This window comes from Trichocoleus sp. FACHB-46 (assembly GCF_014695385.1).
Classification (GTDB): domain Bacteria; phylum Cyanobacteriota; class Cyanobacteriia; order FACHB-46; family FACHB-46; genus Trichocoleus.
This window is the reverse complement of record NZ_JACJOD010000007.1, coordinates 143027-168939: the sequence shown is the minus strand read 5'-3', so window position 1 is coordinate 168939 and position 25913 is coordinate 143027. Positions and strand designations below refer to the sequence as shown.

The following is a 25913-nucleotide window of genomic DNA, read 5'->3' as shown; positions in this document are numbered from 1 at the left end:
TATTAAAGAAACGTTAAGTCTACTGCTGGCTGTTCAAAGTTTCGATCTCAATCCCGCCCCATCCGATTCAACCTACTAGGAGCTGACCGCAGCATGATTCCCACCCATTCTGATCTTGCGTTCCCTGAAGATTCCTTGCCTTTGACTAGTGATAGCCAGGGCGAAGGGAGCGGCGACGCTCGACCCGACAAGCCAGAGGAAGCCTGTGGTGTTTTTGGTGTTTATGCCCCCGAACAAGCTGTTGCGAAGCTAACCTACTTTGGTCTATATGCTTTACAGCATCGGGGCCAAGAATCGGCTGGGATTGCCACCTTTGAAGGTGACAAAGTCCATTTGCATAAAGACATGGGGCTGGTTTCCCAAGTGTTTAACGAGTCGATGCTGAGTACAATGCCTGGGCATTTAGCAGTCGGCCATACCCGCTACTCCACTACAGGTTCTAGCCGCGTCGTTAATGCTCAACCTGCTGTAGTGGAAACTCGCTTGGGTTCCTTAGCCCTGACTCACAACGGCAACTTGGTCAACACCGAAACTCTGCGCCAAGAGCTGTTGCAAAACAACTTTAACTTAGTTACCACCACCGACTCAGAACTAGCCGCTTTCGCGATCGCCGAAGCTATCAATAGCGGCAAAGATTGGTTAGAAGGCACCATTAGCGCTTTGCACCGTTGCCAAGGAGCCTTCAGCTTCGTTATTGGTACTCCCAGCGGCATCATTGGTGTGCGTGACCCCAACGGCATTCGCCCTTTAGTCATTGGAGTAATTCCCAGTCCTGACGAAACCACGCCAGAGCGCTACGTCCTCTCTTCCGAAACTTGCGGCCTCGACATCATTGGCGCTGAGTTCCTCCGAGATGTAGAACCTGGAGAACTGGTTTGGATTTCTGAAGCAGGTTTAGCTTCATTCCCTTGGGCACCACAGCCTCAACGGAAGCTGTGCATCTTTGAGATGATTTACTTCGCTCGTCCTGATAGCGTCATGAGTAAAGAAAGCTTATACAGCTATCGGATGCGGATTGGTCGCCAACTGGCCCAAGAATCCCCGATTGATGCAGATATTGTGATTGCTGTCCCCGACTCTGGCATTCCTGCCGCGATCGGATTCTCCCAAGCCTCTGGGATTCCGTACGCTGAGGGCCTGATCAAAAACCGCTACGTCGGTCGTACCTTCATTCAGCCGACCCAGAGCATGCGGGAAGCTGGGATTCGCATGAAACTGAACCCACTCAGAGACGTGCTAGAAGGCAAGCGAGTGATTATCGTAGACGACTCCATTGTCCGGGGTACTACCAGCCGCAAGATTGTCAAAGCTTTGCGAGATGCTGGGGCGACCGAAGTACACATGCGGATCTCCTCGCCACCCGTTACCCATCCTTGCTTCTATGGCATCGACACCGACAATCAAGACCAATTGATTGCAGCGACCAAATCCGTTGCAGAAATTGCTGAACAAATTGAGGTAGACTCCCTGGCTTATCTCAGCTGGGAAGGCATGCTCATCGCCACCCGCGAAGACCCCAACAGTTTCTGCTCTGCTTGCTTTACAGGTGACTACCCCATCGCCATCCCCGAACCCGTGAAGCGCTCCAAACTGCGCCTAGAAAAGGAAAAAGTCGGCACGACCCCTTAAAAGTCGTATCGTCACTGATTCCCCCTAACCTGACAAAGTTGGGGGGAATCTGCTTAAAAGCCCTCAAGTCTGGGGAATCAAAGCTCTTACAGGTATGCCAGAAAAGGAGCGGTGCAACGAAATTAAAGTGTGTAAGTAAATCCTTCCACCAACATCCCTGGCACCCAACAACCTCCTAACTGACGGCCTCCATAAGTGCCTACCTCAGGGACAAACTCCTGAAAATTAGTGCAGTCAATCAGATTCTCACCCCAAAAGCGATACAAACTCTCGTCAAAACGTAGATTCTCGATGGGGGCGACAATTTCGCCGTTTTCTACCCAGAAACAGGCATAGCGAGTCATCCCTGTAATTCGACCCGTCGGGCGATCGCTCCAATTTAAATAATGCAGATTCGACACATATAATCCTGTGTCCAGTGCCGCCAAAATTTGCTCTCGCGCCAAACCACCCGCGCTAATTTCTGGCGATCGCAAGCCCTCTGAACCACTAGCTCCATTTGCTGCCAAGCCATACTCTTTGGCGGTGCGATCGCTCACCAGCGTATTCACCAGTTCACCCGCCACAATCAGCGGCAACTCTATCGGAGCGGTTTCTCCCCACTCATTGAATCGAGGCACCAAACCGTGTTGAAAATTCTCTTTGAGCGTGAAGCGGGGAGACAAGCGCTTTTGACCCCGCCGCAGTTCCTTCAAAGCACTATTTCCTTGCTGCAAAGCGGCTTCACTAATGCCACCCCAAGACAGCATCCCAACCAATTCCGCGATCGCTGCTGGGGCGAAATAGGTGCGGTATTGTCCGCGTGAGAGTTGTTTGGGGGGAGTAGAAAGCAATTGCAGTTGTGCTTTAGACTCTTCAATTTGAGTTTTGTAAGCCTCTGTATCCCAAGTGCTCCCTGCCAACGTGCCTTTGACCGCTTCCCCGCCAGTGCCAAACAAAGAATAGTCCAGAGCAAAAGAATCTGTAGCAAACCAATGCTTCTGGCCGCTAGAGTCGGCATAACCCCGCACCAGCAAGCCTGCTGCATAAAGTCCCGCAAAATCCAACTCGGCCACAATGGGTAGCACAGTGGAGGTGACTGCTTCAGGCGCGAGCAGTTGCCCTAAGTGCACATCGTGGCTGGTGCTGGTGCCCGCTGGAATCACTAAGTAGGGGTCAATTGGGAGCTGAGAGACTTCTTGCCGCAGATCTGCTAAGGCAAGTTGAGCTTGCTGCAAGTCCACTTCCAAATCGCCCGTAAGCGGAAAACTGCGATAACTCGTGCGCTGGTCACGAATCAAGGTGAGCTTAAGTGAGCCATCAGCCACATTCCCGATTTGCCGTACTTTTGCTTGATTGAAGCGAATAAATTGGCTGCGTTCGCTGCTAAGTTTTACCGTTAAAAATTCACCCGATTCGGCTTGGCGCAACAGTGCCTCGACCACCTGTGCAAAGCTGGATTCTAAAGCAGTTAACTCTGCGGAACTCCGGGGAGAAATTACAGATGAACTGATGGATGAAGTCACGCACCACCTCCAAAGACCTCAATATTGGTAAAGGCACAAACAGGAGCGGCATGCCCCACCCAAATAGTCTGATTTGGCTCCCCTTTACCGCAGACTGGAGAACCATATAGCTTCCAGGTTGAGCGATCGCCGAGTTGAGACAAGCTGCGCCAAAATTGCGGTGTCGTTCCCCGGTAGTTGGGATTGCGAAGCGTCTTGGTGAGTTGGCCGTTCTCAATCAGCTTGGCGTATTCGCAACCAAATTGGAATTTATGCCGCTGGTCATCAATTGACCAAGAGCGGTTGGATTGCATATAAACGCCATGCTCAATGTTGCCGATCATCTCCTCAAAGCTGGCGTTGCCTGGTTCTAAATTCAGGTTAGCCATGCGATCGATCGCCGGACGATTCCAGGAAGTAGCCCTCGCACATGCCACTCCTGGGAGGCCGAGGCGAGCTTGGCTTTCTAAACTACCTAAACCCCGCTCCAGCACACCGTCGCGAATTACATACTCACGAGTTGCAGGTACGCCAGTATCGTCGAAACTATAGCTGGAAAACTCACCCGGAACGGTGGGGTCAAAGGTTATATTCATCAGCGGCGACCCGTAAACCAACTCCCCAAAATCTTTTGGTTTGACGAAGCTGCCTCCCGCATAATTCCGCTCATCGCCTAGGATGCGATCGAGCTCTAGCGGATGGCCCACGCTTTCGTGAATTTGTAGCAGCATTTGGTCTGGGTCCAGAACCAGCGTCGTGGCCGTGGTGGGGCATTCCTCGGCGCTCAGCAGCTCCACCGCTTGCTCCCCCACCTGCTTGACTTCAGCCCATAGCTCGGGAGTCAAAAACAGCTCCATGCCCCCTTGATGGCAATGCGCCAACCAACCATTGTGACTACGGCGCTGCACGACTGGGCCTGCTTGAGCAGTCGCCGCGTAGTCGGTCGCTAAAGTCAGGAATTTCTGATAAACCTCGGAGCCGTTACTGCTGACAAACCAAGTTTCGATTTCTCTGATATGAGCAGCGGCACTAGTCTGCACAATCTGATCAGATACCTTCAAGGTTTGGCAGAGCTTGACCAAGACCTCGTTAATTTCCCCAGCCGTCAAAGACTGCAAGGGTTTCAAAAACGGTGAGCTGTACTGCCCCACCACTTTAGGCCGCTCTGCCACAGTAGTCGGGTGAATTGACCATTGGCTGGCGGTAAGGGCTTGCTGGTAAGCGGTTTTAGCTGCGGCTTGCAGACTTTCCAACTTGAGCGAATTGGTGGCTCCATAGCCCAGTTGCCCATTCACCAGCACTTCCACCATGACGCCCTGCGTCAGAGATTTACCATTAGTTTCAGGTTTGCCATCTCGGACAGCGTAGGTTGAGGACGTGTCTTTTACGGCTCGCAGACCCAACCAATCAGCAGGAAGATCTAGAGCCGCGATCGCCTTTGAGAGTTCAGATATCATCGTTCGTTGTCAAATAGCGCGAGCTTTGAGCAAAATCACAAAAGCAATAGATGAAGAGAGGAACCCTCATGGCTTCCCCTCCATTATCGGCTTTAGCACTGGTTGTTAGGGTTTCACGAGTCTCATAAATCCCTAACCAGCAAAATTAACTAGCTGCGGTGCCAGGTTGTGACGCCACCGGGTTGATCAACTAGGGTGATCCCTTGAGCTTTTAACTCATCCCGAATGCGATCGCTCTCTGCAAAGTTTTTGGCCTTGCGAGCCTCCTGCCGTTGTTGAATCAGTGCCTCAATCTCTGCATCACTTAATCCACCTGTGACAGTGTCTGACTCTGGTGCCGCTTCTAATCCTAGAACTTGCGCCAAGCAAACCAGCGTTTGCCATTGAGCGCGTAGTGTTTGAGCATCCACCTCAGTTTTGCCTTGGTGAACCAAGAGGTTACCTTCGCGGATCAGAGCTTTTGCAAGTTCAAACAAAACGGCGACACCGCTAGGGGTGTTAAAGTCGTCATCCATTGCTGCCTGAAAGCGTTGCACAGGATCGCTCTGAATATCAATCCGCATGTTGGCGGAATTCCCAAAGTCGGAATCTTGGCGATCGGGCCAGTTCAGTTGCTCCGCATATTGATAGCCAAATAGCAGTCCTTCTTTCATCGTGTCCCAACTGTTATTAGCCGAGGCGATCGCTTCATCGGTAAAGTCGATGGGTTTGCGGTAGTGGGCCATCAACACAAACAGCCGTAACACCATTGGGTCGAGACCATGATCCAACATTTGTCGAATCGTGGTGAAGTTGCCCAAGGATTTGGACATCTTCTCGCCGCCCACGTTCACCATGCCATTGTGCAGCCAGTAATGCGCCAAGGAATGACCTGTGGCCGCTTCCGACTGGGCGATCTCGTTTTCGTGGTGCGGAAACACCAGATCTGACCCGCCCACATGGATGTCGATTGTGTCGCCTAAGTGCTCCCGAACCATTGCCGAGCACTCGATGTGCCAACCCGGACGACCTTGACCCCAAGGAGACTCCCAAAATTCCTCGCCTGGTTTCGCTGCCTTCCACAGGGCAAAGTCGAAAGAGTCTTGCTTTTTTTGTTCCTCTACGGATACCTCAACACGGCCACTCGCTCCCGCTTGCATGTCGTCTAGCTTGCGCCCCGACAGCTTCCCGTACTCAGAAAACTGCCGCACCTTGTAGTAAACATCGCCATCCGCAGCATAGGCAAAGCCTTTTTGCTCTAGCTCATGAATCAGACGTTTGATGCCATCGAGGGTATGTGTAGCACGGGGATACTCATCGGCTTCGAGGATATTCAGCCGCGCCATGTCCTCAAAATAGGTTTGGGTATAACGATCGGCGATTTCTCGGGGCGAAACACCTTGCTCCCGCGCCCGGTTGAGGATCTTGTCGTCAATATCAGTGAAGTTTTGCACGTAGCGCACGTCAAGGCCGCGCCACTGCAAATAGCGCCGCACCGTATCCCAAACAATGTAAGAGCGAGCATGACCCAAGTGGCAGTAGTCGTACACCGTTACGCCACAGCAATACATCCGCACCTTGCCAGGTTCAATCGGCTCAAAAGGTTCTTTGCGACGGGTGAGGCTGTTGTAGAGCGTTAGGGTCATTGTGAACTAGGAATATTTGAGGGACGTAGGGCTAAACATTTCGATTCTACTAGGGTAAGGCACAGCCTCCCTTTTCTTACCGTAGTAGATACAGGTGACAGATCTAGAGTTTCGGTAGGGCGCGTTACGCTGCGCTAACACGCCATTGCTCAATTTCTCGTTGCGATTCATATTGCCAGTGCGTGATGTGAACATCACACACCTTACGAAGTGCTGTTTTGAGAAAGGCGATCGCACAACCAGTCATTAACCAGAGCGATCGCCTACTATAGGAGATGGCCCAACATCGGCTTGAGACTTCGTTACACTCCTGCGGATTGTTGAGGTTGCTTCGACTCCAAAAAACTCTTTTCTAGCAATTACTGACTAGTCACACTATGCAATCAGCCACTGATCTCACTCAAACTCAGGCAATGGATGCCCCCAAGCATGGTCTGCCAGTCACGATCATTACTGGATTTCTCGGTAGTGGGAAGACGACCCTTCTGAACCACATCCTGACCAACCAGCAGGGCGTGAAAACTGCGGTTCTGGTGAATGAGTTTGGTGAAATCGGCATTGACAACGAGCTGATTGTGAAAACAGGCGATGACATGGTGGAACTCAGCAACGGTTGTATTTGCTGCACCATCAACAATGACTTGCTAGAAGCGGTTTACAAAATTCTAGAACGGCAAGAGCGCGTAGACTACCTCGTGGTTGAAACCACTGGGTTGGCCGATCCCCTGCCTGTAGCGTTGACGTTCTTGGGCACAGAACTGCGTGACCTGACTCGACTCGACTCGATTGTGACGGTGGTTGATGCGGAAAACTACAGCTTGGATTTGTTCAATAGCGAAGCGGCTTATAACCAAATTGCTTATGGCGACATCATTTTGCTCAACAAAGTGGACTTGGTGGATGAAGCCGATGCAGACTCTCTAGAGCTGAAGATTCGGGATGTGAAGAAAGACGCTCGAATTCTCCGAACCACGAAGGGAAATGTCGCCTTGCCATTGATTCTGAGTGTGGGTCTGTTCGAATCAGATAAATATTTCAACCCTACTGATTCTGAGCCGAATCCAGATCATCACCACGACCACCATCACGATCATGACGACCATCATGACCATGCTGAGCATGATCATCACGACCATCAAGGTCATGACGATCACTCAGCTTGCGATCATGATCATGGGCAGTGCACTCACGACCACCACGATCACGACCATCACTCCCACCACTTAGAGAATGATGGCTTTACCTCTCTGTCTTTCCAAAGCGATAAACCCTTCGCAATTAAGAAGTTCCAACACTTTTTAGACAACCAATTACCCGCTGGCATCTTCCGAGCTAAGGGCATTCTCTGGTTTGACGAAAGCCCCAAGCGTCACGTCTTCCACCTCAGCGGCAAGCGCTTTTCGCTGGAGGATGACACCTGGAACGGCCAACCCAAAAACCAGTTGGTGCTGATCGGTCAAGACTTAGATCACGATGCCCTGCGATCGCAACTAGAAAAGTGCCTCTGTATCCCTTCCACCAGTCGCGGTCGTGGCTTTGGTAAGTAATTAACCCCAGGTGGCGAAGGTGGCGATCGCTAACTATGTAGAATCCTCGTGCTTTTCCCTAGGCCAGAGAATTCTGGCTCTTTCTAGAATGGGAAAACAGCACGGGGATTTTTTAGTTGGAAGATCCGGCAGGTCAGCGTCAAGTTTTAGTTTGTCAATATCAGAACTGTCTAGCTAGAGGCTCAGCTCAAGTTTTGGCAGCGTTTCAGTCTCACCCTGTTCCGGATACCAGCATCAGTGCCAGTGGCTGCTTGGGCCAGTGCAATATGGGACCCAATGTGCGAGTGGTACCCGATGAAGTTTGGTATTGCCGAGTCCAACCCAGTGATGTCCCGGCTGTGGTGGAAGAGCATTTGCAGGCAGGACACGCCGTTGAACCTCTATTGCATCCTCGCTTTCATCCCAAAAGGTTTTAAGTTTTTAGCCCGTGATGCGCCACTTAATTGCAGTCTGTAGTGAAATCTATATTTTTCCTGGCAGAGTGCTAAGAAATCGCGAGAATTGACCCAAAATAGCTGAGGCCATCTTCAGCGATCGCATGGGCATTCTGAAGGTGATGTGAGTTTGTTACTGTTAGCCCAAATTTTTCCCTTGGAGTGCCAGGAGTTCCGGTGATCTACCCCCGCTTGCGTCGCTACTGCTTAGCTGCCTCTGTAGCGTTATCTACGGCTTTAATGGTTGGTGGCAGCGCTATCAAAGCTGCGGCTATCCCCGACGATATTTTTACCCCACACCTTGCTAAAATCAGCCAAGGGTTGCCGCCCAATTTGGTGATGCGCCTGCCATCGCAAATCAGGTTGAGCGGTCCAGGGGATCGAGATTTTATTGATGAACTGATCGTCAAAGTTTTTCCTTCCCAGTCGCCTCCTGGCATGACTGTAGGTTTGTTTACGTGCGATATCAGCCCTCAGCCTTGCTTAATCGGTAGCTTCTCGGTAGACAGTAAAGACTCAGAAAGCGCCCAGATCGAACTAAAAAAACATCAAGCTGCGGCGGCTCCGATCAAGCTAGCAGAGGGGGTACGCGGTTATTTTCTGCCAGGTCCCAGCCTTAAACCCGCCTCTCGATTTTCTTCTGTGATTTGGGAGCAAAACGGCTTAGTGTACACCGTGAGTTTCTTTTCAGGAGAGCGACAAAATATTCTAAATATGGCTCACTCTATGGCCAACAATCCACCGATTAACCGCGTTATCACCCGTCAAACGATGGCTCGTTAGGGGTAGTAGGAGTCTGAGATTGTAAGGTCAGATTGAGCTGATAACGAACAATGTCGGGTGAATTGGAAAGAATCACAATTTCGTAATAGCCAGGACGAGGTAGCGTGCCCGACCAACTCGTTTTGGGTGTGTCGTTGATCAGCGCTTGAGCCGCAGCAGAACGGCGCTCAGGAGAATAAATGGACAAGCGAGTGCCTTGGTTAGGAGACTGCAAGGCGACTCGGATCGTCTGCCCTTGGCTTAAATTGGCCACGTAAACTTTTCCTTCTCCAGGCTTGAGCGTTGCGGTCAAGGTTTGGCTAGGGTTTTTAGGGCCAAGCTGAAGTGGGGAGAAAGCAGTTCCAGCTTGAATGGCTTGAAAGGTTTCCGCCGCGATCGCATACCAAACCTGACCAAAGGTGTTGGGGTCTAGATAGCGCTCTTGTTGCTCTGGAAACAAGCGATAGAACTTGGCATCCACCAACTGAGCAAAGGTCGGGCGGCTAAGGTGCTGCCGCTCTAGTTCCATCACCCACTGGTCGTAGTCTTGCTGGCTGTAACGTCCCAAGCGGTTACGAGACTCTTCACTCAGAGGTTCTAGCTTATTCAGTAGCTTTTCTGCCGTGGCATTCCACTCACGGCGCAAAGCCCGATCGTCTGAATCGCCGCTGAGACGACGGTTGTCGAGTTCGGAGTGTTCTGAGTAAAAAACCGTATCGACTAAATCTACAAAGAGGTCGTAGCTGATGTTTAAGCGCCGACGGCGATCGCGTAAAGCTGCATGGATGCCATTTTCCGACTTGGGAGTTGTGCTGGCAGCGGCGGCAGCTTTGGCAGTACGAGGTTGAGCTGCTGCTTGTATCACCGCTGCGGAGCTGGATGAATCTTGCCGAGCCTGCTGCATTTGTCGTAGCGATCGCCAAGCAGTTCCAGCCAACAAACCCAGCACGAGCAAAGTGAGTCCAAGCGCGGCAACCGCTAAAGCCGAACCCATCCAGGTAATATCGCTTTCCGGTTCTACCCGCTCTGGCTCTAAGGCAGCTGCGGGTTGAGGTTTTGGCGCTGGCTCTAATTCTGCTTCCAGGTTTAATTGCGGTTCTAGCTCTGCTGCCAACTCCAGTTCTGGCTCTACCACAGGCGAATCTGCGACGACAGGAGGCGGGTTGTTATGTTGGGGAGCCAGTGCCAAGGCAGCAGTGGGAGGAATGTAAGCGGGTTGGGCCAATAGAGCTTGCAAAGCGCGAATCACTTTGCCCGCTGAACCATAACGATTTTGCGGCTTGGCACTCAGCATCCGATTGAGAATTTGGGCCAATCCTGGTGAAACCGTCGCCCAAGGTTCCCAATACCACAGTTGTCGTCGCGGATTATAGAGGGTCTGAGGCTCCTGCCCAGTCAGTAAAACAACTGCGGTGGCAGCTAAGGCATAGAGGTCACTGTTGCGGTAGACTTTGTCAGATTGCAACTGCTCTTTGGGGGCATAACCTAGCTTGCTCAGATGTTTCTTCGGACCCGGATAATAGAGTTCTAGATCAGTAGCAATCTCCTGAATTAAGCCAAAGTGAGTCAGCATCGGCACTCCATCTCGCTGCCGAATCAAGATACTGGCTGGCGAAAGATTGCCATGAATAATGCCCCGACTGTGAATATGCAGCAGCACAGGCAGCACATGCCAAAATAACTGCAACACTTCTGCCTCAGAGAAAACTTGGTGCTGAGTTAAGCGCTCCTTCAACCAATCCCCGCAGGTAACACCCTCAACATACTCCTGCACCACAAACAAGCGATCAGCGTAAGAAATAATGCCCCGAAACCGAGGAATCTGAGGATGCTGTAGCTCATACAGAATCGCCGCTTCTTGTTGAAAGACTCCTCGAATAACTTCTAGTGAGTAAGCACCAGGATGGCGGAGGCGGAACTCCTGTAAGAGATATAGCTCATTAAACCGAGTTTGGTCTTCGGCCAAATAGGTACCTTGCTCCAGCAAGTCGATTAGGTGATATCGACCTGGCAAAATTGTGCCTAGAGAAAGGGATGGCTGCATAGCTCAGAGGTAGACTCCAATCAAATCATAGAGAGTCTCTTGTCTCTACCCAACTAACTGCTGGGAGGATCTTAAGCTGATCGAGGCTTTATTTCTGCTTTTGTAGAATTATCTGGTGAAAACTTAAGGTGCTGGTGGAGTTGGCTCTGAGTCGGGTGATGGTGATGGTGACGGTGGCGGTGAGACAGGGCTAGGAGGTGTAGAGATGACGTTATCCGCTGCGAGGTTCAGTTGAAACGTCACAGGCGCAGTGGCTGCTGAAACCACCACAAATTCGTAGTAACCATCTTGAGCCAATTTTCCAGACCAAGTAGTTTCCGGTGAGTTTTCTAGTAGAGGTGGCTGAGAGCTAGTAGGCGGATAGATTGACAGCAGCGTTTTCTGGTCAGCTTGCAAACTCAGCCGAATTAGTTGGTTTTGGGAAAGTTGGGCAATGAAAGCCTTGCCTTCTCCTGGAGCTAGTGCGCCACTCACTTCTTGACTAAAGGAGCCTTGAGCAAACTGGACTTTTTCTAGGCTGGTTCCTGCTTGCACAGCTTTGAGTTCGTCAGCCGCGATCGCGTGCCATACCTGACCAATGGGTTGGTTGACAAAATCTTGGCCCTGTTGGTCGGGAAATAACTGGAAGAATTTGGCATCCGCGAGGGTGTAAAGCGCACGGGTGCTGAGGTTGAGCTTGTTGACGCTACCCCGCCAGCGATCGCGATCGTTACGGTCATATTTACCCATCTCGCTACGAGCTTCTGAGCTGATGGTTTCTAGCTGGTCGAGCAGTTGGTTGGCGGTTTGGTCCCACTGGGCGCGTAAGTCAGCATCTTCTGCCCCAGCACTAAGTTGGCGGTTTTGCAATTCGGAATGTTGAGCGTAAAACACTTGATTTACCAGGCGCACGAAGAACTGGTAATCTACGCCTAAGTTACGGCGGCGATCGCCCAACGCTTCCTTGCGGTTTTGTTCCTCCTGGGACAGTTCTGGAGCTGCCGGGGGTTCGACATTAGGAACCACAACAGGTTGCTCGTTTGGCGGGGCAGATGGGGTGCGATCGGCCAAATCACCCAGCCAATTGCTACTCAACCACCAACCTCCAGTAGCGGCTCCAGCCATCACCAACAACAGCAAGAGCACTTTACCAAACCCGAACGAGTTGCCACGGCTAGGGGGAGCGTAGGCAGGCGGCGGAGCCACGGTGTAGTTGCTGACGGCAGCTTCAGGCGGAGCAGGTGGGCGACCTACGGCCACGGTCGCAGCCGTGGTTTGGACGGGTGGCGGGTAAACCGGGGCAGGAGCGGGCGGAGCATAAACCGGAACATCGTAACGGTTGAGGTCGTGCAGTACCTCGCGCACAGATTGATAGCGATCGCTGGGACGCTGAGCCAACATGCGGTCTAGAATGGCGCTGAGCTTGGGGCTGAGGCTGACTTCCTGCCGCCAAATCCAACTCATGTTGTAGCTATCTAATAGATCGGGTGGTTCTTTGCCCGTCAGCAATACCAGGATTGTGACGGCCAAGGCATAAAGGTCGCTGTGGGGAGAGGCAACGCCCATCTGCAACTGTTCATCCGGGGCGTAACCAATTTTGCCTAAGCGGGTCGGAGAGCTAACGCCATTACCCACGGACTGAGCCAAAAACTGTGAGGCCACGGTAGCCGCAATTTGTTTGACACCGCCGAAATCGATTAAAACTGGCAGCCAGTCAGCACTCCGCAAAATCAGGTTGTCTGGAGAAATATCGCGGTGAATGACTCCTAAAGAGTGGATGTAGTCTAGAATCGGCAAGATTTGCAGTAGTAGCTGAGTCACTTCTGCTTCATTAAACCGCTGCCCTTGCAACTTACGGGTATCCAGCAAAGCTCGATAGGTTTGGCCCTCGACATAGTCTTGCACCAAAAATAAGCGGCTGCGATCGGGGAGGGCGGCGCGAAAGAGTTCGCGAAACCGGGGAATTTGCGGGTGTTGCAGCTTGTAGAGAATGCCTGCTTCTCGCTCAAACAATTCTTCGGCTTTTTGCAGGGCGTAGGTGCCTTGAACCTGAGGCGCAAACTCTTTCAGGACGCAAGGTTCGTTAAAGCGGTTTTGGTCTTCTGCCAAGTAAGTTCGCCCAAAGCCTCCATGCCCCAATTCCCGCACTACTCGATAGCGATCGCCAAGCAGTAGCCCAGCATAAACACCAACGCTGACAGGTGCTTGCAACTTTTCGCCACAGAGATGGCAAAATCGGCTGGAATCCGGGTTTTCGTGTCTTTGACTGCAATAGAGGGGCATGGTAAACCTACAGCACTCCCATTAAATTTCGCGATCGCTCATCGATTTACTAACTACGCGCTCGGTCAGGCTTGATCCAGATTACCCTTTCAAAGCTAAAAAGTTTGGTGTCCAGAAAAGTGCTTATATAGTACAATTGAACTATAAGCTCTAGCTGTTAATAGCTTGATTGGTACTGAGAAGAATTGCTGCGAATACAAGTAGGCTGATGTCCGCCTGTGTTAACGTAAATTAACGAAAGACATCCAAACAGTTTTTTCTTTGCTAGGATGAAGGGCTTTTTGAATCGCTGTTGAAATTAATTATGGTCAGCTGTCTTGATGTTGCCCGCTATTTCATAATTAGGGCTTACGAGGACGGTAGAGAAGCTGAAATGACCAATATGAAGGTTCAAAAGCTTCTGTACTACACTCAGAGCCTATATTTGGCACTACATGATGACCCGCTGTTTGATGAGGAAATTCAAGCATGGCGGTATGGCCCAGTTTGTCCGATTGCTTATGGGTTTTACAGCAATTTCGAAGCAAAGCAATTACCTGTTCCCGATAAGGATTCCCTGGAATATATTTCACCAGAAACAAGGAAACTGCTAGAAGAAATTTGGGAGTATTTTGGTGAGTACCACGCCTACTATTTGAGTGGTATGACTCACTTAGAGTTCCCCTGGAAAAAGGCTCGTAAGGGTTTACCGCCTGAAGCCAGCTCTATTGAGCCGATATCGCTAGAAGACATGAAGGTATTGGGCTATCAAAAACTTGATGAGATTGAGCGCAATCATCCCATATACAAACCGCTAGTTACAGAACTACTAGGACAAGCATTTGAACAACAGGTCTCATCAGAACGTGTAAACAAAGGAGAAGTGCGTGACTGGCTCAACTCCCTTTTCGATTGAGAAGTCCGAGAATTTTGCACGTTCTCTAAAAAAACTCAGCAAAGCTTACAACAAAGAATTTATAGAAATTGTTGTGAACATACTGGAAGGTCTGATAGATGATCCATACCCGCCTAGTTCTCGCGACGAACCTTTGCCTAGCAAAATAAAACTTCCTGAAGGGTGGACGTTCCACAAGCTTGAATTTCGTTGCTCCAAAGGTGCATCTGGTCAGATCAGGCTCATGTATTTAGTGAACGAGGAAGTTTCTGTTATCAAACCCCTATGGATTTACAGCCACGAGCAATTTGTCAAGCGCCCTCCTGACAAAGATATAAAGAATTCAATTCAAGAAGCTCTAGATTCTTGATAAGCGGATGCACTCAATGGGCGAGGCCGAAAGCGGAGGAGTGAGCATGAACTTTGCGTTAAACATGGTTAATATCTGCAAGTAGGCATTCGGCACAACCATAAATGTCAGCGCAATTATAAAGGCGATAATGAGAGCGATCGCTCCGCTTCCCCTAGGTTTTTTCCAAACTGGCTATGCAAATCACTAAATGTCTTCACACCGCTTTGCTAGTTGCTGATTTGGCGCGAGCTGAACATTTTTATGGCACAGTCTTGGATTTGCCGAAAGCCGAGCGACCTCTAAATTTTCTGGGGGCTTGGTATCAGGTAGAAGACTATCAAATTCACTTGATTGTGGCTGAGAGCGTGCCTGCTGATTTGGTGAACTCGGAGAAGTTAGGGCGCAATCGCCATCTGGCTTTTTCAGTTACAGATTTAGCCGCTGCCAAAGACCAACTTTTGGTGCATGGCTGCTCCATTCAGATGAGCGCTTCCGGTCGCCCCGCCCTCTTCACCCAAGACCCCGATGGCAACGTCATTGAGCTAGGCGAGACCCAACTCGCTTAGCAACATGAAGCAAATAGTTGCTGAGTGTAAATCCTATCGAGACCTAACCCCCAACCCCTTCCCTAATAGGGAAGGGAAGCCAAATTCAAGCCCCTCGCCTAAAAGGCGAGGGGTTTGGGGAGAGGTTTGGATTCATAATCTAAACTGCTTTCCTAACCCATGAAAATCATTGCCTATGTTTATAGCGACCCGTTGCTAGAACTTGTACCCGATCCAGAAATTTGGGGTTGGGAAGTTGATCGCATCTATCAAGACTTAGGCATGCGAGATGCCACCCTCAAGGAAATTGCCTTCCCCAAGGGCAAAGCGGCTCAGCAACAAAAGCGGCCTCAATTGCAACAACTGCTCGTTGATTGCCAACAAGACCCGGTTGACTATGTACTGGTGCGCCGTCTAGAAGAATTGGGAGATTCGGTTCAGGAAGTCAGCGATCGCCTCGCTCAACTAGAAGATTTAAGCGTGCAGTTGGTGGTTCTAGAAACCGCAGTCGGCACTGGCAACCAAACACCCCTGAAGCGCTCTGATTTGCTCAAAGTACTGGAGGAGGTGCAGCAAAGCCAACGGAGCCGTTTAATTCGGCAAGGACATGCTCGCAATCGCATCAAAGCTTTGCCGCCGCCGGGAAAAGCCCCTTTTGGTTATCGTCGGGGCAAGGATCGTTATGCCCTCGATCGCAGCCAAGCCCCGATTGTAAAAGATTTCTTTGAGCGGTTTTTGCTCTACGGCTCCTTGCATGGGGCAGTGCGGTATCTAGAGAAAAAACATGGCAAGAAAATTTCGGTTTCGACGGGGCAGCGCTGGCTCAATAATCCGGTGTATCGAGGAGACTTGGCTTACAAAAATGGGGAAGTGATCTCAAATACCCATGTGCCGATCATGTCGCGGGAAGAAGCCGCCCAAGTCGATCGCCTGCTGCGGCGCAATCGTCGTTTGCCACCCCGTACCGCTAGCGCTCCTCGTTCTCTGGCGGGTTTGGTGGTTTGTGCTGAGTGTCAATCTGGCCTGACTGTAACGCGGGTGACGGCTCGCCGTAGCGACCAGGAATATCTCTACCTCCGCCCGATCGCTTGTCCCCGAAAACCTAAATGTCGAGCCATTCCTTACGAGCAAATTCTAGAGCAAACCATTCAGACCATTTGCCAGGAGTTGCCGCGAGCGGTGGCCCAGGTGAATATGCCAAATCTCGGCGGGATTCAAGGCTCCATAGAGCAGGCGATCGCTAATAAACAAGCCATACTCAATCAACTGTCTGAGCTGATTGCACAGGAGATTCTAGATCCTGAAACCGCTGAACTGCGAGCCTATAAACTCCGCACCGAAATGTCGCAATTGCAAAACCAACTGGCTCAGCTTCCCCCATCCAATTTGCCCGCGATCGCCCAAGCCGTTTCGATTCCAGAATTTTGGCTCGATCTCTCCGAGTCAGAGCGACGGTTCTATTTCCGCGAATTCATTCGGCAAATTCAACTGATCCGCCAAGATCAAACCTGGCAACTTCAGTTGGTATTTATTTTTTAGAACGACTAACGACTGAAGTCACGGCTACAAGCGCAAAGACCGCCTTCGCGGCCTCATTCCTGAAGAAGTGATCTTAGCCTACGCAGATAGGTTTGCTCCAATAGCCGCAGGCTTTAGCCTGCGGGATTTTAATGGTGTGTACGAGAGGTCTAAACACCCAAAGCAATAGGTTCACCTGAGCCACAGTTCTGCAACTGACTGAGCGGTTCAGTTTGCTGAAGCGGTAATTCGATCGCGAATGTCGTGCTTTCTCCCGGAGTGGAGCAGCAATAAATGCGGCCTTGGTGCGCTTCGGTAATAATTTGATGCGAAATAGATAGCCCTAGCCCCGTTCCCACTCCTCTCGGCTTAGTGGTAAAAAATGGCTCAAACAAATGCTCTTGAACATCAACAGTAATCCCAGGACCGTTGTCCGAAATCCAGATGCCGACTCGATTCGCACCCACGGTGTCAGTCTTGATCACAATCTGCCTTAGTTCTAGCGAACTAGACAATGAAGATTGAGTAGAATCAGGGCTAAGCTCTCCTTCTAGCAATGCATCAATTGAGTTGCTCAGTAAGTTCATAAACACTTGGTTGAGCTGATTGATGTGGCATTCTACGAGAGGAATTTTGCCAAACTGCCGCACAATCTCAATTTTCTGTTTATAGCGGTTTTGCAGCAGCACCAAAGTGCTTTCAATCCCAGCTTCCAAGTCGGCTGGCTTCATTTCTGCCTCGTCGAGGCGGTAGAAGTTGCGTAGGTTCAGGACTATTTCTCGAATTCGCTCGGTGCCCAACCGCATTGAGTTCATAATCCGAGGCAGATCTTCCACAATGAAATCAAGTTCAATGTTAGGTGAAGCGGCTTCTACCTGGACGGTTTCTTGCGGATAGCGATCGCGGTAGGTTTCGAGCAATGCCAACAAATCTCCCACATGCTCCTCCATGTAAGGTAAGTTGCCGTGGATAAAATTGATCGGGTTGTTAATTTCGTGAGAAATCCCAGACACCATCTGGCCTAACATTGACATTTTCTCGGTTTGCGCCAAATGCAAATTCATTTTTTGCAATGCCGTTAAAGCTTCATTCAGGCGTTGGTTTTGGGTTTCTAGCTCCTGAGTACGTCGATCAATTTTTTTCTCTAGTTCGGCGTTGCGCTTCACCAATTGCTTTTGCGATGCCAGAACTTGGGTCGAGCCAATCAGGAGACTAGATCGCCGCCGCAAGCTCAGAAACGCGATCGCCGGAATCACGGCAATGGCATCAAAAAAAGTTTGTCCACTAAGCGCTGCATCCAGCCCCGTGATACTCGTTGCATGAGCCGCATGACTCCAACTGCCACTCCAAAAAATCCCAGCGGTAATGGCAGCAAAGGCATCAATGCCAGTGCAACGATTACGCCACAAGCCCAGACTAATTAAGCCAGCAATCATTAAGTAGCAAGCTGCAATCACCAAATTAGCGGCCCCATCCAGCCACACCAAATTTAGTCCTGTCAGGTTCAGCCACTCAAGATGTAGATTTGCTGAGAAAAACGCCATATATAAAAAACAGGCAGGTATCATTTCCGCATTGCATCAAACCGAGTGTTTACCATCACGTTTGTTATTGCAGCCTCGTAAATAGCTACAAAATTTTTGCCGCTTCATCTACCTAGGCTTGTATGTCACCTACGTTCTCCCAGGTAAATATTCACGATTTTTTCACCTAACTGTCGAATCTCTGGCCAGACGTAGCAGCTTATACGATAGCCAAGGCATGATAGAAACCTTGTAAAGTTGCTCAGCGCTCAGGTCAAGATATGAAGAATTAAAGCCAAGAGGGATCAAAATTGCCAAGTACGATCGATCGAGTTCAACCGCCACTGGAATTTATTCCACCCGCTTTTAATCCCCTAGTGCTTCGGGTTGCTCAAGGACTGCTGCCACTTTGGTTGCGATCGCGAACTGCGATTACTCGAATTCAGGCCAGCAATGTTGAGGAATTGGTAGACTGCTATCGCCAATTTCAAGCGGGTAAAATTCGCTTTCTCATGGCGTTTCGGCATCCCAGCACTGATGATCCATTCTGCATGGCACATTTGCACTCCTCAATTCTGCCGCGCGTGGCGAAACAGCAAGGAGTGGCGCTACAGCACCCGATTCACGCCCACTTTATTTACGATCGCGGCATTCCGCTGTGGGCGGGATCACAAATCGGCTGGCTGTATTCCCGCTTAGGGGGTACGCCGATTCATCGTGGCAAAGTCGATCGGACGGGTTTACGATCGGCCCGGAGCTTGTTTGTGGATGGCAAACTGCCACTCGCAGCGGCCCCAGAAGGTGCGACTAACGGCCATAACGAAGTGATTAGTCCTTTGGAACCCGGTGTGGCTCAGCTCGGCTTCTGGTGCGTGGAAGATTTGCTCAAGGCCGATCGCTCCGAACAGGTACTCATTGTGCCAATGGGCATCCAATATCGCTATGTGACACCTCCTTGGCAGCAGATTGAGCAGTTGATGAGCCAGTTAGAAGCCGATAGCGGTTTATCGGTGGCTGAGAGTTCTAAAGGAACTGAAACTCCCAGTATTAAAGGTCTTCAGGGCCGAGAAGCAGCACTCTACCACAGGCTCTATAGCTTAGGCGAGCATGTTTTGACGTTGATGGAAGAGTTTTATACTCGCTTCTACCATCACACCTTGCCTACACAGTCCGCTCCGCCTTCTGGAGCAGAAGACTTGCCGGAGCAGAACATTTTTCAATCAGATCAGCCTCCTGTTTCGCAAGCCGATCAAGCTTTTACCCATCGCCTCAGAGCCTTGCTGGATGTGGCCCTACAAGTAGCAGAACAGTATTTTGATTTGCAGGCTAAAGGGAGTTTGATCGATCGCTGTCGCCGACTAGAGCAAGCAGGCTGGGACCGCATTTACCGCGAAGACTTCAGAAATCCTGAGGGAGTCTCTCTCTTGGAACGCGGTTTGGCCGATCGCGTGGCGGAAGAAGCCAACCTGCGGATGTGGCACATGCGACTGGTGGAGAGTTTTGTCGCGGTGACAGGGCGCTACGTCCTAGAAAAACCAACGGCAGAGCGCTTTGCCGAGACAACGTTGCTGATGTGGGACATGATTTCTCGGATTAAAGGCAACAGCCCTTTTCAGCGGCCTCAGCTAGGTAAGCAAACGGTGCAGATGACGATAGGGCAACCGATTTCAGTCACAGACCGCTGGGGTGCCTATAGCGCCGACCGCCGAGGGGCGAAACAAGCGATCGCAGACCTCACTCAAGATCTGCAAATCGCTTTAGAGAGCATGATTCAATAAAACGCGACTCTTACTTCGCCTGAGTTTTCTCTGGGGGCTTGCCAGAATTCCGTACATTCACGACCTTGCCTAATAGGTCAAACCAAAAGGATGCCCCCATTGAAATGGCAATGCCACTAACGAGCCAGCCCAACATCGTTTTGAGAAATGGTAAAGGCCAGCCTCGATTCTGACGGCCCTGGGCAGTTAAATTAACTTGGTCCCACCCAATCGGTAATGGTAGATCCTGTAAAGCGGCATTGACTTGGTTTTCAACAGCATTGATATCGTTAGCTCGGGTCGCAACTTGAGTTGCACTAGTCGCGATCGCATTACGTAATAATGTGTCTCTAGATAAGCGGTTAACGATGTGAAATGTGTCTGCATTCACAGCAAATGCAATCAATGAGCCAAGGATAATTGCTACCCCTTTGGCATTTCGCTTATAAACCCCTGTCGCCCGTTCCATTGAGCGATCGAACCAGGTTTCAATTTCAAATTGAAACTGCTTGACTTCATTCTCTACAGTGGTTGATTTTTCCTGTGCTCGTCTCGCTAGTACAGAAAGGCTAGCTTTGATGGGTTGAGGCAAGCGGGCGATCGCATTCACCACACTGGTATAAGCATCAATATTTTTGTCTTTAACGATGCCTGAAACTTGTCGATAAATCTCTGTATTGTGCTTAATTTCCCAGTCAAGCTCCTCTGAGGTGGCGGTGAGCCAAGCAATGATGGCCATCCGGTTATCCACACTGCTAAAAGAATCTTTTTGGCGTTTTAATCCATTGATTTGCCTAAGGAAGCTATCTTGCCGTTTTACCGGGATCGAGGCTGTGGCGATGTATTGGCTCGCATTGTCAATATAGGCGTCTCGTGCTCCTAACATTTGGTCAAGAGTATACAAAAGCTGAATTTCTCCACGCTCAAAACTACTGATAATGTCATCCAAAAGGTGACGTAAGTTATCTAGCTTGATGTGAAGTTGCGTTCCTCTAGTAATATCCCGAAAGCCTTCCAGAAGCGCATCGATCTCGCCTAAAAGCTCATGTTTAAAACTGCTCAAAGGAAGATTCTTTAAGGCATTAAGCTCAGTTAGAAAATCAACATCTGATAAGTAACTTTCAGCATTGCTGATATAACCATCCCGCACTGACAGCATTTGATGAATTAAGGCAATACGGCTCTCAGTTGTGCTTTTGTCATGGCTGGCAATCTCAGTTAAGCTTTGCTGAACAGTTTCGAGTTCCGTGAGGAGTGAAGTGTCTTGAGTAATGACAGCAAACTTTTCCAGTACAGTTCTAATGTCTTGCACCAGTTCATGCGCTAGCTTTTCTGGAAGTAGGCCATTAATTTTTTGTTCAATGATCCTTAAGAGCCTGCGATAAGTTGGGCTGTCTTTGTCGTTCACCGCCTCGACGATTTCTACTAAGCTGGGCCGAATTAAACTTTGCAAAATAGGCCTAATCGCGATCGCCCCACTGGTCGGATCATCCTCAAAGATCTCTCGTCTTAGGGCTTGTAGCCGCCCAATAAATGCTTGAGCTTGAGGATCATCAGAACCTACCTCTTTGCATCGCTCAATGTAGCGATCGAGCCGATAAGCAATCCACTTGATGCTACCTTCTAGAGTTGATTTATTCGTTCTAAAGTCTTCCAGGATTGTATTAAATTGCTGCGTCAATAAATCAAATTCGGTTTGTAGCTGAGCTTGTAGCGCCTCCGCTGAAGAAGCATCTTCTTCTAAAGCTGTGGTCGTGTCAGTAGGAACAGTGACTGACGGCGCATAGATAGCACCTTGAGCTTCGGCGATCGCTGTTTGCAGATTGGTTTGAATAAATTCTTCTAATTTTAATTCACTTAACTTTTGCACTAATACCGGAATTCCAGAAGTCTCCAAAAGCGTAGTCGTGAAAGTTTCAGCATTAATGTAGGAAGGACCACTCCGTTTGGAGCCTCCAAAGATACTTCTGCCACGACCTATAGCGGAGCTAATTACCCAAGTGATACTCCTGAAAAAGTTTTCTGCCCAACCTTTAGCTTCCTGGTTAATGTTTTTAATGAGTGGATTGGAATATAAGCGATCGGCAAAGTCTCTCACATCTTTTTCTTCTGTTCCCTCACCACCTGTGAGCAAAACTTCAATGGATTTCTTGAGATGAACTGCTCGCCATTGCAAAAGTGTGGCAATTAATTCTTGAATTTCTGAAGCTAAGAGGCTCAGAATTAAATAAATAAATATTAACCCAATGGCGATATCTAAAACTAAAGGTAGATTCATCTGCTGTTTAACTCCATTGCGGCACACCTGCTTTTAGCACCATAAGCGCATACCACTATACGATGTCCTGCTTTTAGTGCCTAAACAGCTTAAAGATCTTTAAAGCAAAAAAAGAGCGATCGCCTTTTTTAATTTCAGAGGCGATCGCTCTTTTTTTGAATTTGTCTCTTTTATCTAACTTAAAAAAAGAATTGAATCGGTTTAGTTAAACAGCAATTTCTTGAAAAATCTGTTATCCCTTAAACTCTTGCTAAAGGGGAGCTATAACCACCTAGTAGACGCTCAAGCTGCTGCCGATTCTGCTGTTTTGTCTCCATCAAAGAAGTCAAGTCAGGCATTTCTTGCCAACAATGAGTGCAGAACCAATAAACCTCATTGTGACGAGCATGACGTAGGAGACGATCGGAGCAGCAAGGGCACTTATGCATATAGTTAGCAACCAATTTGAATTTTTTAATTCTGTAAAGAAAACGGGTAAGTAGGCTTTGCAGCTCTCTTATTAAACTTAAGTTACGCCTAGGAGGAAAACAATGGTTTAGTTACCCAATGACTAGGGAGATCCCCCCCTAAAGCTTGTTAAGTTTGATGTGAAAAAATAGTGGTTAAATATTAAAGTTCCATGACTAAATGCTTCGGTACATCCGTCGCAAGATGGAGTTAAAGCGAGTCTCATGGGGTATCGTACGGCTTTGGAAACTGCTACAAAAATTCAACTCATCCCGACGCTGAAGCGATCGAAAAAATTGCAGAGCTCGTAAAGCTTATATAACTTTGTTGAGTTGACCCGTCATCGGTGCCAAACAGGTTTTATGGCTGAGTTCGGTGAAATAACACCAGATCTAAGGATCTGTCTCGTCAATGCCTAAAGTTTCAGTAATATGGTTCACTACCCCTGGAACTGATGCTTGAGGAACCGCCCAATCTCCCACAGCTGTCAATGTCAAACCTAAAAGCACCACGCTGCTAGCGATCGCAAAAAGAGATGGATATTTGGAAAAACCAAAATCACGTAGGATTCTAGCGAACGGATGACTTTGACGCCGTAAAGTGCGGCTATCTGCTAGCTGCTTTAGCGTAAAAGGATCACGGACAAAATGACCACTGCGGCTGACTACAAACCGCTCTCGACAGTGAGAACAAGTTAACAGCCCATTCAAGAGTCGATGCGGCCCAATTCTGCCATCGCGATGGCATAGGGGACAAATGACAGCGTCATGATCAAAAGTGTGAGCATTCATTAGAACTTTCCACTTGCCCAGGAACTACTCAGTACGCTTGCCTGCTAAGGCAGAGAATCTTATTCTGACGGTTCTCTTACAGCTAGTTTTCCGCAAAATGGCATTGCTAACATCGTCCAGTTAGCTGAATTTCCAAGGCTAGTGTGGCAATGCGATATCACTCTAACCTAACTAAGCTGTAACAGCCTATAGTATCTATCCATTCGTTCCAGGATTTGATGAATTCTTGGCTTTGGCATGAGTTTAATGCTTGTCGTCAGGCTTCAAGATCAATCACAATGAAAGACTAGAAATACATAAAAGTTAAGCTTTATCTAATTTTTCTATTGACTCTCAATGTCTCTGATTCCAGCCCCGGATGGGTTGGCTGAGCAACCGACGCCAGCCCCCTCTACTTCTCATTTTGCCCATATTCTCAATCGCTTACAACCCACACCTGAAACGGTCGTGCTTATCTTGGCGATCCTGATTGGTGGCGGTACTGGCATGGGAGTCGTGACCTTTCACTATTTAATCGAATTAATCCATAGCTTGATGCTAGAGGATTTGATGGGAGCGATCGCCCCTTGGGGAGCTTGGACCCTAGCCTGTGTGCCCATGCTTGGGGGTGTCATCGTTGGCTTTATGCGCTGGCGCTGGCAAGACTTTGGCCCTGGTATTTCCTCTCTCATTGCCGCAACGCAGGGTAAGCGCGAAATCTCTCCCATTCGTCCTGTGACCAAGATGGTAGCTGCGTCAGTTTCCTTGGGCACCGGAGCTTCCTTAGGCCCAGAAGGACCGAGTGTAGAAATTGGCGCTAATTTTGGCCTCTTGCTTGGCCAAATCCTGCAAGTATCTCAAGAACGGCAGCGTCTCTTATTAGGAGCAGGGGCAGCGGCAGGTCTAGCAGCAGGATTCAATGCGCCGATCGCGGGAGTATTTTTTGCGCTTGAAGTGGTTTTAGGCACTACGTTTGCCACCTCAGCGGTGAGTGTCGTGCTCTTAGCCGCGGTGGTGGCAGCATTAATTGCTCAGATCGGTTTAGGCGCACAACCTGCCTTTGCCTTGCCCGCTTACGAAGTTCGCAGCCCATTAGAACTACCGCTTTATATCGGTCTTGGGTTATGTGCCAGCTTAGTATCGGTGGCTTACACCCAAACCATCAAGCTCGCGCAAACTTTTTTCCGGGGTGAAATTTCAGGATTTGCTTGGGTGAGCCGCATTCCCCGCCCAGTTCATCCCGTCATTGGTGGAGCTTGTGTGGGTTTAGTCGCCCTCGCTCTGCCCCAGACTCTGGGGATTGGCTACGAAACCATTGAGGCTTTGCTCCGGAATGTAGAATTTTCGTTGCCTTTATTGCTCCTGCTCCTGGTTTTCAAACTCGCCTTGACTGCTCTGAGTTTGGGCAGTGGTTTAGTGGGTGGAATTTTTGCCCCAGCTATGTTTTTAGGAGCGGTGCTAGGCGCAAGTTATGGCAAGATTCTGGCGGCGATTCTGCCTGCTGCTGCGATCGCAATTGCCGCACCCCCTGCCTATGCAATGGTGGGCATGGCTGCTGTCTTGGCGGGAAGTGTGCGAGCACCATTGACAGCGATTCTACTGTTGTTTGAACTCACACGCGACTATCGCATTGTGTTGCCCTTGATGGCTGCCGTTGGCTTGAGTGTCTGGGTGATCGAGTCGCTGAAGCCTATTTCAAAGCCAGGTTTGAATTTGAAGCAGATGGGAGTCAACGTTGAGCCGGATCAGGGGCAAGAAGCCTTAAAGCACCTGACCGTAGAAGAGGCCATGCAACCTTCTCCGCTCATTCTGCCGTACGCTTTACCTGTGTTAGAAGCTAGCGAGATTTTGCTGCGTGGGCATCTACATAGCGCTTTGCTAGTGGATGAGACAGGGCAACTCAGGGGAATTGTGACGCTGCAAGATATTAATCGCGTGCTAGCAGCCCCAGAGAGGACAGCAAATTCGGTAGCAGAAGCGCTATCACCGCAACCATCAGCCACATTAGCAAGTCAGCCTGTGGGGGAAATTTGTACCAGTGAGCTGCTGTATGCTTACAAGGATGAGTTGGTGACGGAAGCGATCGATCGCATGGGAGCGAGAGGATTGCGCCAGCTTCCCGTAGTCGATCGAGAGCCTCCTCATCTAGTGGTAGGCCTGTTGGAGCAAGAGCGAATTCCTTTAGCATGCAACTTAGCTGCTACTCGCAAAGCCCTACAGCGACACCTTACAGCTCCCTTAAACTCTGAGGAAATTTCTCTACCCACACTAAAGCAGCCCGCTTAGTGACAAAGCGAGCTGCGTCAGAAATTAGTTTTGTTCACGACTGCAAATTCAGTTTTTACTTCTTGCTTTTAGTCGTCCAAACACTGGTGAACATCATCAACATACCGCCAATGAGGATAGCGATCGCTAATGTGGCAGCCGATAAATTCATCCAATCGATACTTTCCATAAAAAGAATCTACACAGAAATTACAATTACAAATTTAATGTAAAAGTCCAGCAAGAGTGCCTTGGATTGATTACTCTTGCAGGAACTCTAGTTGACGATTCGATGGATTCTGGCTTCATTAGCAAAAATTGCCGCTCAAATCTGAGAGTT

Annotated in this window: 18 protein-coding genes; 10 read left to right on the top strand and 8 right to left on the bottom strand. The window is 49.5% G+C overall.

Features of this window, described 5'->3' with window-relative positions:
- Positions 1–93: 93 nt before the first annotated feature.
- Positions 94–1629, top strand: a complete 1536-nt coding sequence (purF, locus tag H6F72_RS04575) for an amidophosphoribosyltransferase (protein ID WP_190432262.1) — start codon at positions 94–96, stop codon at positions 1627–1629.
- A 122-nt stretch (positions 1630–1751) separates the two neighbouring features.
- On the opposite strand, the gene H6F72_RS04570 is transcribed toward purF, so the two are convergent.
- The 3 genes from H6F72_RS04570 to cysS all read right to left on the bottom strand — a co-directional run bounded on the left by H6F72_RS04570 (position 1752) and on the right by cysS (position 6195).
- Positions 1752–3134 carry a TldD/PmbA family protein gene (locus tag H6F72_RS04570; protein ID WP_348252358.1) on the bottom strand — a complete coding sequence of 461 codons (1383 nt, stop codon included), beginning with the start codon at positions 3132–3134 and terminating at the stop codon, positions 1752–1754.
- Entirely contained in the window at positions 3131–4570 is a 1440-nt protein-coding gene (locus tag H6F72_RS04565; protein ID WP_190432260.1) for a TldD/PmbA family protein, read from the bottom strand. Before H6F72_RS04565 ends, H6F72_RS04570 begins: the two co-directional genes overlap by 4 nt.
- A 149-nt stretch (positions 4571–4719) precedes the next feature.
- A complete protein-coding gene (cysS, locus tag H6F72_RS04560) occupies positions 4720–6195 on the bottom strand; it encodes a cysteine--tRNA ligase (RefSeq protein WP_190432258.1) in 1476 nt (491 codons plus the stop codon).
- Between the two features lie 377 nt (positions 6196–6572).
- Between cysS and H6F72_RS04555 the strand changes: the two genes are divergently transcribed.
- The 3 genes from H6F72_RS04555 to H6F72_RS04545 all read left to right on the top strand — a co-directional run bounded on the left by H6F72_RS04555 (position 6573) and on the right by H6F72_RS04545 (position 8959).
- A complete protein-coding gene (locus H6F72_RS04555) occupies positions 6573–7742 on the top strand; it encodes a GTP-binding protein (RefSeq protein ID WP_190432256.1) in 1170 nt (389 codons plus the stop codon).
- Between the two features lie 116 nt (positions 7743–7858).
- The gene (locus H6F72_RS04550) at positions 7859–8158 is read left to right on the top strand and encodes a ferredoxin (protein ID WP_190432254.1); all 300 of its coding nucleotides are present in this window, start codon (positions 7859–7861) and stop codon (positions 8156–8158) included.
- Between the two features lie 195 nt (positions 8159–8353).
- Entirely contained in the window at positions 8354–8959 is a 606-nt protein-coding gene (locus tag H6F72_RS04545) for a hypothetical protein (protein WP_190432253.1), read from the top strand.
- On the opposite strand, the gene H6F72_RS04540 is transcribed toward H6F72_RS04545, so the two are convergent.
- Together H6F72_RS04540 and H6F72_RS04535 are read right to left on the bottom strand one after the other, a co-directional pair.
- Positions 8934–10982: a serine/threonine-protein kinase gene (locus H6F72_RS04540; protein ID WP_190432251.1), complete on the bottom strand. Its 2049-nt coding sequence runs from the start codon at positions 10980–10982 to the stop codon at positions 8934–8936. The two genes, H6F72_RS04545 and H6F72_RS04540, sit on opposite strands and share 26 nt — an antisense overlap.
- Positions 10983–11105: 123 nt before the next feature.
- Complete coding sequence (locus H6F72_RS04535; protein WP_190432249.1) at positions 11106–13244, bottom strand: serine/threonine-protein kinase; 2139 nt, start codon at positions 13242–13244, stop codon at positions 11106–11108.
- A 373-nt stretch (positions 13245–13617) separates the two neighbouring features.
- On the opposite strand from H6F72_RS04535, the gene H6F72_RS04530 reads away from it, so the two are divergent.
- The 4 genes from H6F72_RS04530 (at position 13618) to H6F72_RS04515 (ending at position 16554) form a co-directional block, all read left to right on the top strand.
- Entirely contained in the window at positions 13618–14139 is a 522-nt protein-coding gene (locus H6F72_RS04530) for a Panacea domain-containing protein (RefSeq protein ID WP_242016782.1), read from the top strand.
- A complete protein-coding gene (locus H6F72_RS04525) occupies positions 14111–14488 on the top strand; it encodes a hypothetical protein (protein ID WP_190432245.1) in 378 nt (125 codons plus the stop codon). The genes H6F72_RS04530 and H6F72_RS04525 overlap by 29 nt, the downstream gene beginning before the upstream one ends.
- A gap of 176 nt (positions 14489–14664) precedes the next feature.
- Positions 14665–15036: a VOC family protein gene (locus tag H6F72_RS04520; RefSeq protein ID WP_190432244.1), complete on the top strand. Its 372-nt coding sequence runs from the start codon at positions 14665–14667 to the stop codon at positions 15034–15036.
- A 159-nt stretch (positions 15037–15195) separates the two neighbouring features.
- A complete protein-coding gene (locus H6F72_RS04515; protein WP_190432242.1) occupies positions 15196–16554 on the top strand; it encodes a recombinase family protein in 1359 nt (452 codons plus the stop codon).
- A 149-nt stretch (positions 16555–16703) separates the two neighbouring features.
- Here the strand turns inward: H6F72_RS04515 and H6F72_RS04510 are convergent, their stop codons facing one another.
- Positions 16704–18077 (bottom strand): sensor histidine kinase, encoded by a 1374-nt coding sequence (locus H6F72_RS04510; protein WP_199298879.1) that lies wholly within the window; start codon positions 18075–18077, stop codon positions 16704–16706.
- 290 nt (positions 18078–18367) lie between these two features.
- Between H6F72_RS04510 and H6F72_RS04505 the strand changes: the two genes are divergently transcribed.
- A complete protein-coding gene (locus H6F72_RS04505) occupies positions 18368–19834 on the top strand; it encodes a 1-acyl-sn-glycerol-3-phosphate acyltransferase (RefSeq protein WP_190432238.1) in 1467 nt (488 codons plus the stop codon).
- 10 nt (positions 19835–19844) lie between these two features.
- Here the strand turns inward: H6F72_RS04505 and H6F72_RS04500 are convergent, their stop codons facing one another.
- Positions 19845–22091, bottom strand: a complete 2247-nt coding sequence (locus tag H6F72_RS04500; RefSeq protein WP_190432236.1) for a hypothetical protein — start codon at positions 22089–22091, stop codon at positions 19845–19847.
- 839 nt (positions 22092–22930) lie between these two features.
- On the bottom strand, positions 22931–23329 hold the full coding sequence (locus tag H6F72_RS04495; protein WP_190432234.1) for a hypothetical protein: 399 nt from the start codon (positions 23327–23329) through the stop codon (positions 22931–22933).
- Between the two features lie 336 nt (positions 23330–23665).
- Between H6F72_RS04495 and H6F72_RS04490 the strand changes: the two genes are divergently transcribed.
- Entirely contained in the window at positions 23666–25594 is a 1929-nt protein-coding gene (locus H6F72_RS04490) for a chloride channel protein (protein ID WP_190432233.1), read from the top strand.
- Positions 25595–25913: the final 319 nt, after the last annotated feature.

What these genes read in the sequence shown, in the direction of transcription:
- purF (WP_190432262.1), top strand. Translation starts at nt 94, where the DNA reads ATGATTCCCACCCATTCTGATCTTGCGTTCCCTGAAGATTCCTTGCCT.
- H6F72_RS04565 (WP_190432260.1), bottom strand. Translation starts at nt 4,570, where the DNA reads ATGATATCTGAACTCTCAAAGGCGATCGCGGCTCTAGATCTTCCTGCT.
- cysS (WP_190432258.1), bottom strand. Translation starts at nt 6,195, where the DNA reads ATGACCCTAACGCTCTACAACAGCCTCACCCGTCGCAAAGAACCTTTT.
- H6F72_RS04555 (WP_190432256.1), top strand. Translation starts at nt 6,573, where the DNA reads ATGCAATCAGCCACTGATCTCACTCAAACTCAGGCAATGGATGCCCCC.
- H6F72_RS04540 (WP_190432251.1), bottom strand. Translation starts at nt 10,982, where the DNA reads ATGCAGCCATCCCTTTCTCTAGGCACAATTTTGCCAGGTCGATATCAC.
- H6F72_RS04535 (WP_190432249.1), bottom strand. Translation starts at nt 13,244, where the DNA reads ATGCCCCTCTATTGCAGTCAAAGACACGAAAACCCGGATTCCAGCCGA.
- H6F72_RS04530 (WP_242016782.1), top strand. Translation starts at nt 13,618, where the DNA reads ATGACCAATATGAAGGTTCAAAAGCTTCTGTACTACACTCAGAGCCTA.
- H6F72_RS04520 (WP_190432244.1), top strand. Translation starts at nt 14,665, where the DNA reads ATGCAAATCACTAAATGTCTTCACACCGCTTTGCTAGTTGCTGATTTG.
- H6F72_RS04515 (WP_190432242.1), top strand. Translation starts at nt 15,196, where the DNA reads ATGAAAATCATTGCCTATGTTTATAGCGACCCGTTGCTAGAACTTGTA.
- H6F72_RS04510 (WP_199298879.1), bottom strand. Translation starts at nt 18,077, where the DNA reads ATGGCGTTTTTCTCAGCAAATCTACATCTTGAGTGGCTGAACCTGACA.
- H6F72_RS04500 (WP_190432236.1), bottom strand. Translation starts at nt 22,091, where the DNA reads ATGAATCTACCTTTAGTTTTAGATATCGCCATTGGGTTAATATTTATT.
- H6F72_RS04495 (WP_190432234.1), bottom strand. Translation starts at nt 23,329, where the DNA reads ATGAATGCTCACACTTTTGATCATGACGCTGTCATTTGTCCCCTATGC.
- H6F72_RS04490 (WP_190432233.1), top strand. Translation starts at nt 23,666, where the DNA reads ATGTCTCTGATTCCAGCCCCGGATGGGTTGGCTGAGCAACCGACGCCA.